The 5,977-nt window shown below is 56.2% G+C and carries 5 protein-coding genes; 1 reads left to right on the plus strand and 4 read right to left on the minus strand.

From position 1 onward, the window contains the following. Both AB2L51_RS14835 and AB2L51_RS14840 read right to left on the minus strand, forming a co-directional pair. Positions 1–1,310 (minus strand): recombinase family protein (locus AB2L51_RS14835; protein WP_395583011.1); only part of this gene is annotated, 1,310 nt, incomplete at its 3' end. Positions 1,311–1,322: 12 nt separating this feature from the next. After that, entirely contained in the window at positions 1,323–1,517 is a 195-nt protein-coding gene (locus AB2L51_RS14840) for a hypothetical protein (RefSeq protein ID WP_061470276.1), read from the minus strand. 392 nt (positions 1,518–1,909) lie between these two features. Between AB2L51_RS14840 and AB2L51_RS14845 the strand changes: the two genes are divergently transcribed. Then, a complete protein-coding gene (locus AB2L51_RS14845; protein WP_395583012.1) occupies positions 1,910–3,967 on the plus strand; it encodes a ParB/RepB/Spo0J family partition protein in 2,058 nt (685 codons plus the stop codon). Between the two features lie 121 nt (positions 3,968–4,088). Here the strand turns inward: AB2L51_RS14845 and AB2L51_RS14850 are convergent, their stop codons facing one another. Both AB2L51_RS14850 and AB2L51_RS14855 read right to left on the minus strand, forming a co-directional pair. After that, the gene (locus AB2L51_RS14850; protein WP_395583014.1) at positions 4,089–4,811 is read right to left on the minus strand and encodes a hypothetical protein; all 723 of its coding nucleotides are present in this window, start codon (positions 4,809–4,811) and stop codon (positions 4,089–4,091) included. Positions 4,812–5,112: 301 nt separating this feature from the next. Continuing rightward, entirely contained in the window at positions 5,113–5,877 is a 765-nt protein-coding gene (locus AB2L51_RS14855; protein ID WP_395583013.1) for a hypothetical protein, read from the minus strand. Between the last annotated feature and the right edge of the window lie 100 nt (positions 5,878–5,977).

Genomic DNA, 5,977 nt, shown 5'->3' on the forward strand with positions numbered 1-5,977 from the left:
CGGGCTTCGAGCGTCGTCATTTTTTTCATGACCCGCTTGGATGCCTCAATGTCATCTGAGGCAAGGATAAGATTCAGCAGTTTATCCAGTTCTCTGTCGATGCGAGGAATTTCATTCCGCATTGCTGCGAGATCGGCACCAAGTTCCATGCGTAGCCGGTTCACCTCGCGGGTGAACTCGTTGCAGAATTCCCTGAACAGGTCCGGTTCCATCAGGTGCGTGCGCAGCCCACTCAAAACCGAGGCCTCCAATGCGTCGCGACGAATGTTGAGGCGGTTGTCGCAGGTGCCCTTGTTGCGGGCCGTCGAGCAGCCCAGCAGATCTTTCGAGATCATGCTGTAGCCGCCGCCACAGCACCCACAGCGGATCAGGCCGGCAAAGAGGTGGCGCGGACGGCGCCGGTCATTGAGGGCTTCGTTGCCCCGTTCCGGCTGGCTGAAGGTTGTTTCGGCCTGGCGCGCCTTCACGGCATCCCATAGATCCTGCTCGATAATCCGCAACTCCGGCACCTCCTGAATCACCCATTCGGATTCAGGATTGAGGCGCGAGACGCGCTTGCCGGTATCGGGATCTTTCAGATATCGCAGCCGGTTCCAGACCAGACGGCCGACATACATCTCATTATTCAGGATGCCTGTGCCGCGTTCCCGATTGCCGTGAATGGTGGATGGTCCCCATTCGCGGCCCTGAGGGCCGGGAACGCCGTCGCGGTTCAGTTCCATGGCGATCGTGCGCGAGGACTTGCCGCGTGTGTAATCGGTGAAGATGCGTCTGACCGTACGGGCTTCTTCCTCGTTGATGGTCCGGTCGCCCCGGATGCGCTCGCCTTTCGCATCGAACTGGCGCACGACATCATAACCATAAGAGTTGCCGCCGCCGGATTTGCCGTCCTCGACGCGTCCGCGCAGGCCGCGACGAACCTTCTCGGCGAGGTCTTTGAGGAACAGGGCGTTCATGGTGCCCTTGAGGCCGATATGCAGATGGGTGACGTCGCCCTCGGAGAGAGTGATGATCCGCACGCCGGCGAACGTCATCCGTTTGAACAGGCCGGCGATATCTTCCTGGTCGCGCGACAGCCGGTCCATGGCTTCGGCCACGATGATCGTGAAGCGACCGCGCGTAGCGTCCTGGATCAGTTCCTGAATACCAGGGCGGAGCAGGGAGGCACCGGAGATCGCCCGGTCGGTATAACTGTCGACGATCGTCCAGCCCTGCTTTTCGGCGTGAAGCCGGCAGAGGCGCAACTGGTCCTCGATCGACGCATCGCGCTGGTTGTCGGACGAATAGCGGGCGTACAGCGCGACTTTCACAATCCCATCTCCCTAATCCTGAAGATCGCGTCGCCTCGCGGCCTCCACTTCAGCGTTGACGAAATCCCGTGCGGCCTGACGGGCCAGAAGCCGGACCAGACTGACCAGCCGCGGATCGGCTCCACTGCGTAATGGTGTCACGTTGGCGTCCGGGGCGTCGAGAACGAGCCGCACCTTGCCCGCTATCGTATCGCGTTGGCGTGCCATCTTCCCGTCCTTTCTGCATGGACCTGTGAGTGGTTCTGACAGCACTGTGGAGGTCGGACCGGAGATGCGTGAACAGAAAAACACACGGGAACAGGGAGATGCGCCGTGCAGAGAGGGCTTAGGGATACGCGCGAACATTCGCGGCTAACATGGTCGGCACTATCACAAGATGGTGATGTTGCGACTATAATAGTCGCATTGTGCCGTGAAACGCATCGACTCGCGGATGCACTGAGGCAGATATAGCTTCCGTAAAGCCGTGTCCGTGCGATTCCGTGGAAGCGATCCGGCGTCTGGTGGGGCCGGAAGAGAGGAAGAGGGAAGTGGGGTTTTCGCGACGGATTCGGGGGTGGAAGAGAGGCTTCCGCCCGTCCGTCACGGAGTGTCCCGCCATGGCGAGCGCCATCCAGAAAATCGCCCTCAATGCGTCCCGTGATATTCCTTTCAACAAGCTGGTGCTGTCGCAGTCCAACGTGCGGCGTGTGAAGGCCGGCCTATCGATCGAGGAACTCGCCCACGATATCGAACGTCGTGGGCTGCTCCAGAGCCTGAACGTTCGTCCTGTTCTGAACGGGGAGGGGGCAGAAACCGGGGTCTATGAGGTACCGGCCGGTGGTCGCCGGTTTCGCGCCCTTGAACTGCTGGTGAAGCAGAAGAAACTGGTGAAGACCGCCCCTGTGCCCTGCATCGTGCGTGAGGCCGGATCGGCCATTCTCGCCGAGGATGATTCCCTGGCCGAGAATGTGCAGCGGGTCGCGCTGCATCCGCTGGACCAGTTTCGCGCCTTTCGTGACATGCTGGAGAAGGGCATGTCCGAGGAAGAAATCGCTGCCGCGTTTTTCGTCGTGCCTGCCGTGGTCAAACAGCGTCTGCGGCTGATGACTGTGTCCGATAAACTGCTCGAGATCTACGAGCAGGATGGCATGAAGCTCGACCAGTTGATGGCCTTCTCGATCAGCGATGACCACACCCGTCAGGAACAGGTCTGGGAGATTATTGCCCAGAGCCATAACCGCGAGCCCTATCTGATCCGTCGTATGCTGACAGAGAAGACCGTGCGGGCATCAGATCGCCGCGTGCGCTTCGTCGGGCTGGAGGCCTATCTTGCCGCTGGCGGTCCCGTCATGCGTGACCTGTTCGAGGCAGACGATGGCGGCTGGCTGCAGGATCCCGCCATTCTGGACCGGCTGGTGATGGAAAAGCTGCATACTGCTGCAGAGGATATCCGCGCCGAGGGCTGGAAATGGGTCGAGACGGCGTTGTCCTTCCCCTGGGGTCACACGCGGGACTTCGTGGAGATCGACGGGACGCCCGTTGCGCTTTCGGAAGAAGAAGCCGCGCGTCTGAGCGCTCTGCACAGCGAGCAGGAAACGATCGAGGCGGAATACGCGCAGGCCGATGAGTTCCCGGAGGAAGTCGATGCGCGCCTCGGTGAAATCGAGCAGGCCATCGAGGCGCTGGAAGAACGCCCTGTGTTCTTCGATCCGGTGGACATGCAGCGAGCCGGTGCTTTTGTCAGCCTGGATACCGACGGCACGTTGCTGGTCGAGCGGGGCTTCGTTCTGCCCGAGGATATGCTGGCGGAGGCTGAGGATGGTCACGATGAGTCTGAGGGATATGATGACGCGATCGTTCATCACGGCACAGGTGACGATGTCGAAGGAATTGGGACAGAAGATACCTTCGATACCGAGCCCGAAGAGGACGACGGGCTGAAACCGTTGTCCGACCGTCTGCTGACCGAACTGACGGCCTGGCGGACGCTGGCGCTGCGGGATGCGTTTGCCGGCAATCCGCATATCGCGCTGACCGAATTCCTGCATACACTGGTGCGCGATATCTACTGGCAGGTCTCGGGTGCGGACTGCCTGGAAGCCTATGTCCGGGAAATTTCCCTTCCGGTTCATTCTCCCGACATGCCGGGCAGCCTGCCGGCTCACGCGCTGCGCCAGCGCAACGAAGGCTGGAAGCACGATCTGCCGGACGACGAAGACGCCCTGTGGCGCTGGATCAATGGGCTGGACGACACCAGCCGTCTGGCCCTGCTGGCGCATTGCCTGTCTTTCGGGATCAACGCGCTGCATGAAGCGTCCCATGGTCCGTCTCTGGCACGCAGCGTCAGGGAGCGGCTGACCCGCGCCGACCGCCTCGCCACGGCGCTCAGGCTCGACCTGGCCGAGGCGGGCTGGCAGCCAACGGTGGAGAATTATCTCGGCCGCGTTACCAAGGCGCGCATCCTTGCAGCCGTGCGCGAGGCGCGGGGAACTGAGGCAGTCGAGCGTATTGTACATCTGAAAAAGAACGACATGGCACAGGCGGCCGAAAGGCTGCTTGAGGGCGCCGGCTGGCTGCCCGAGGCTCTGCGGACGGCGAACGTGCCGGAGCGAACTGAAAGGGATGAAGGGGCGGCGCGTATGACCGATAGGCATGATGCGGTCGCAGCCGAGTGAGATCTGTCGATGAATATCATGGGCGGCTTCCGGTCTCCGGGAGCCGCCTTTCGTATTGGACGAGACTGTATCTGAGCACAGCGCGTTGTAACGCGCATCCGGGGTTGGCGGCCGGTGGTGGTCAGTGACGGGTCGCCGGGTGCAGGTGTCGATCCGTCTCAAGTTTGAGAGCGGCCGGCCATAAGGGCGTTTTGGTATAGAAATCCCGTCTGCTGAAGCCGGTGCCTGTTCGGTGCTCGTTGAGCAGTCCTGCCCAGCACAGCGGTCGCAGGACATGGACGTAAAGACTGGCGGTCAGCTTGAAATCCCGGCGACGGATATCCTCTTCCTCGTCCCCGTAGAGAACCGAACACAGCCGCTCTTCGGTGACGGCAACCTGGGCTTCGATATTGATGACGTTGAGAAAGATATCCCAGTTGCCGAACAGTGGTTCATCGTTTCGGGTGTAAGGGTTGTGGTCAACGACAAAGAGGAGATGGGTCGTTAACAGCATCCAGAGCCGGGCGGGCTCCGATTGGAGCTTTCTCGCCAGGTCGGTCAGCCGCAGGGTTCCCTTGAAATGCCGTGCGAGCTTTGCACTGAGCAGAACCTCATGCAGGATCACCAGCGGCGGGAAATCGTGTTCATTGAGGACTTTGTTGACGGCATAGAGGTCTTCGACCGTATAGGCTGGCCAGTCAAATGCCTCGGCGGCCCATGTGACAAAATAGCGTTTCAGCGCCTTGCTGGGCGTGAGGCCGATCGGGCCGTGTTTCTCAATATAGCCGATCGTCAGCAGCGCGGCCTTCAGGATGAGGGCATGCGACAGGTGAAGGTCGTTATCGGGCGAACGAAACGGATTCATCACATAAACAATGAACCACGTCGGTGTGAGTTGCTAGTCTGGTTTTACAACGCGGGGACAATCTCCGTCCCGCGCCCTTCATTGTAATGTCGGTTATCGCCTTCTTCCACGACATCCAATGACTTAAAAAGTTTTTCATATAGCGGGCTTAACGGGTTGTAGATTCCAAAAAATAAAAACGAATTTTATCGTATAATTATTGATATCCTTGTTTAATGAGTAAAAAAATAACCAATCATTCAAAATAGTATATTTCAGTACAAATAAACATTTTATTATTTTTAAATATAGAATGAATTTGTCAAAAACTTTTTCTCTTGCTCTTAGGTGGCCATTGATTAAATCCTACGCCAGGTCCTTTTAGTGGTCCGCCACCAAAATCTGTGATAAAAACTCGTCTATTATTGACGCTTAGCGCGTCAGAAAAAGCACTGCACTCCGAAGCAATGACATGCATCTCGCTGTTAGCGATTCCGACCAAGCTTCTGAAATTAAGCAGCCCAATAAAATTTCTTAATGCTACTCCATTATTTTCCACAATTGTACTATCAAGCCTAAACCTCAAACCCGCTAGACACTCAACTTTTCCATAACCGTCTTGAAAGTCATGAAAAAACTTTTTGAAGCAAATCCACTGAAACCCATTAGTTACTACAGAGAAATTAGATTTATAATGATCCAGATATTTTATTGCCTGATCAATTGAAGAAGTAAAAGATTTATCAGAATTCGATACCGTTAACAGGTTTTGCCCCATTTTCTTGCATTCGATAACGAAGCGCTTTCCGCCTTCAATATCAGAAAAATCCGTCTTATAGGAGCCACCTCCTTCACGTGCGCTGTATGTCTGCCTTAAATACCCACTCTCCTGAAAATCTAACACTTTATGTAAAATTGGGATTATAACAGAGTTTACTGTTGTATCTTCATTATCTCGTGCGCCGGCATTAGAAAAAATATGCTTTATGTTATTAATTGCATATTTTAAATAGTCTCCGTAATTGAATGTTATCGGCCAAGTAACTGAGACTGAGATAAATGGTGGGTTGCCGCAAGAAATACTCACTTTATAGTTCCCGAAAATGTTATTCTGTTGATTTTCACTGAGAACTGACCCGGGTTTTTCATCAGGAATTGACCCAGCCAGATGCTATTTCAGGCACAGT

Source organism: Acetobacter fabarum (assembly GCF_040702925.2).
Classification (GTDB): Bacteria; Pseudomonadota; Alphaproteobacteria; order Acetobacterales; family Acetobacteraceae; genus Acetobacter; species Acetobacter fabarum_B.